The organism is Pedobacter sp. HMWF019, assembly GCF_003061025.1.
Taxonomy (GTDB): Bacteria; Bacteroidota; Bacteroidia; order Sphingobacteriales; family Sphingobacteriaceae; genus Pedobacter.
The window spans coordinates 1,713-4,590 of sequence record NZ_QAIL01000577.1 but is presented as its reverse complement, the minus strand read 5'-3'; the positions used below and the strand labels follow the sequence as shown (position 1 = coordinate 4,590).

The window sequence follows — 2,878 nt, the reverse complement described above, 5'->3', positions numbered from 1 at the left end:
ATGTGCTGTTTAATCATCTCTTTGCAAAGATAAATAATCTTTAATCCTCAAGCAGGGATCTGTCGTATTTTACTTTTGAGTGGCCAGCTTTATTTCGGGTGATCTCTGATTTAATCACATCTGAAAGCTCTATTATACTATCTAGACTATTGCTAGTACTATCCCGCCAGTGAATAAAGTCGATATTTTCAATTTCATTATTAAGCTTCAGGGATGGCTTGCCACCTATTTTGCTGAAGTCATCAGCTACGGGGATAATTTCTACGGTTTGATCCTTTTTGAATATAAGGAACGCCGACATCAGACCATCGAGTCCACTGAATTTTGAAAGGATGTATTCCTTAGGCAAATCTTTAGTATTGTCGAATTTTTCATAATAGAAATAGTCATTAGGATAATTGTTAACTCTGGTTACCACTGTTCCTTTGTATTCGTATTGAATTATTTTGCCGCTGTTTGGGGCGCATGAAGATAAGAATAAAGAGATGGATAGAAATATGTGTAGCGTAATTTTTTGAAATGGCATAATATCAGTAGTATTTAGGCGAGACCTCGGCAATGAATTGACTGGAGTTTCGGCCTTCTTCATCAAAACTAATTCTTTTTGATTCGATTGCAAATTCTTTGGGTGTCTTCAGTTAGCAGCGAACAATTTTATAATGAGTTGCGATTACAAAATTATTTCTAAATTAGCTTATACCAGCCAGATTCCTATGCCCTCAACCCAAAACGCCAACTTATCCTCAGACAACGGAAGTATTCCAGTACAATACGCAGGAATCGTTTTATTGAACAACTACCTTCCAGCACTTTTTGAAAGATTGAAACTCATTGACGAAAACAGAAAATTCATCAGTACCCAATCCCAACATCAAGCAGTAGCCAGCCTTTACTATTTAGTTTCAGGAGTCGCCATAGATAGACCACCCTCCTCAGCTCTACTTAACCTGGTGTGCGGTCTGCCCCTATCCACAGCAATAGATCAGACAACTGAGATTTCAGAAGATTGTCAAACCCTCATAAACGGATTAATCCAAGCTGTAATTGAACATTGGCCAGCAATGGGCAATACTTCTGTTCAAGGATTCAGGGAAAGTTGGTTAATCAGAGATGGATTGCTCAGAGCACAAGAAGACAGGTGGGAACTCAGGGTAGAAAGACGTATATACGATATTTTAATTAGCAAATCACCATTCGCCTTTTCTGTCATTAAATACCCATGGACATCCAAACCACTTCATGTGCACTGGCCATATTAATTGGCCTCAACATCCAAATTCTCCTACAGCTCATTTAAATATCAATCTTAATTAACCTTATACCAGTGTTTGGATTTCAGCTATAGAAAGTTTATAATATCTGGCAATCTTTTCTAACGATTCTCCATCAGTAAGCATTTCAATTGCTATTTTTCTTTTTTCTGCTCCGCACCGATTTCAATATCCTGCTTGTGCCCACGCTGCTCCCCCCTCCACTGCGCAGACTCAAGAGCACTGTAGTTATCACGCTTAAAGCCCTATAGCTTTAACAAAAATGCCTTTGGACAAAATCCAAGGGCATTTTTATTTATAAAATCCAAACAATTCGATTATTCTTATAAATAAAGAAGCGTAAAAGAGTCAAGTCTTTCCCCGTTTTTTGGTGTAGTAATCCTAAAAAAACCATCCGTAACTTTAACAGACTTTTCATTTTCATCAAACAAGTTAGCCTCAAATGCAGCCTCAAGAACAATAAAATCAGTTCCCTTAATCTCATCTATTTTTAGAATCTTGAATTTCGAGCCATTTTGGCTTTCTGCTGTGAGTTTTGATTTCGCATTTATTGATAATTGGCTATATGAAGTCAATGGTTCGTTATTTACCGATAATTTTATTGCGACACCTTCATCTTTACCAAACCTTTCAAAATCTATGGCATAGGGATAATCGCCCAAAGTATAGAATTTATCTCCAGGTCTGGGACAGTACATAGAGCCAAATTTCAGCGCATTTGCCTTTTTATAATTTTTTATAAATGAAACTATAATTGCCCCTCTAGTCTGTTCAAGCAAAGTTGTAGATGCTGATGAGTATTGTACTGAGTCAACCACTCCAACCCAATAATTATTTGCCGCACCACTCATGCTCCATTCTCCATTGGTAGGACTCAGTTGCAAATTGACTCCTCTATTCCCATAAGATCTGGAGGCGGCAGGATCTCTTAATGCATTGGTGTAGCGTTTTCCATTGATTGTAAAAGAAGTGCTGTCGGGCAGGAAACGTGATTTTGCAATTACTTCAGGGGGTTCAGGCGCAGCTACAATGTCCTTTTTTTTACAAGAGCTGGCCCACAGCAATGCTGCAAGCGGCAAGAGAGTGTATAATTTTTTCATTTGTATGTGTTTTGTGTGTAAACAAATTTAGTTCTTTTGTGATAACTAACCAATTTAAAATCCAGTATCAACAGGATATTTCTTTTGAATTAACAAAAAACACTTCCCGCATATTGCGCGCACTTCTTGTCTATAGATTTTTATGCTAGATTTGCGACACATGAATTTAGAAGATCATAAGCAAAGAATAAACTTACCTAAGCTGGTAGGTAACACACAAATGAAAAAGATTTTTTTGGTTGCATTATGCACCACAATGAGCACTTGCGTGATGGCTCAATCTGCAATTACAGAAAAAGAGATTAAAGATCATATATGGTATCTGGCCTCTCCAAAAATGAAGGGAAGATTTCCAGGAACTGCTGGAAATAATAAAGCTGCAGACTATTTAGTGAAACAATTTAAAAAATCAGGGATATCCCCTTTCGGGAACAATTATTTTCAGGAGTTTACCGCTAAAATGCGCGTAAAAAAAGGGGTAACTGACACGCCTTATGTACAGACAAA

At 37.5% G+C, this 2,878-nt stretch carries 3 protein-coding genes and 1 pseudogene; 2 read left to right on the top strand and 2 right to left on the bottom strand.

All coding sequences use genetic code 11. The features are described 5' to 3' along the window. Positions 1-40: 40 nt before the first annotated feature. Positions 41-418 carry a hypothetical protein gene (locus DBR11_RS27600; RefSeq protein ID WP_158275401.1) on the bottom strand — a complete coding sequence of 126 codons (378 nt, stop codon included), beginning with the start codon at positions 416-418 and terminating at the stop codon, positions 41-43. 241 nt (positions 419-659) lie between these two features. Between DBR11_RS27600 and DBR11_RS27595 the strand changes: the two genes are divergently transcribed. Then, positions 660-1,259 (top strand): contractile injection system tape measure protein, encoded by a 600-nt coding sequence (locus DBR11_RS27595; RefSeq protein ID WP_108555759.1) that lies wholly within the window; start codon positions 660-662, stop codon positions 1,257-1,259. A gap of 335 nt (positions 1,260-1,594) precedes the next feature. On the opposite strand, the gene DBR11_RS27590 is transcribed toward DBR11_RS27595, so the two are convergent. After that, complete coding sequence (locus DBR11_RS27590; RefSeq protein ID WP_108555758.1) at positions 1,595-2,371, bottom strand: hypothetical protein; 777 nt, start codon at positions 2,369-2,371, stop codon at positions 1,595-1,597. A gap of 220 nt (positions 2,372-2,591) precedes the next feature. Between DBR11_RS27590 and DBR11_RS30030 the strand changes: the two are divergent. After that, positions 2,592-2,878 (top strand): annotated as a pseudogene (locus tag DBR11_RS30030) (hypothetical protein); the annotation flags it as partial.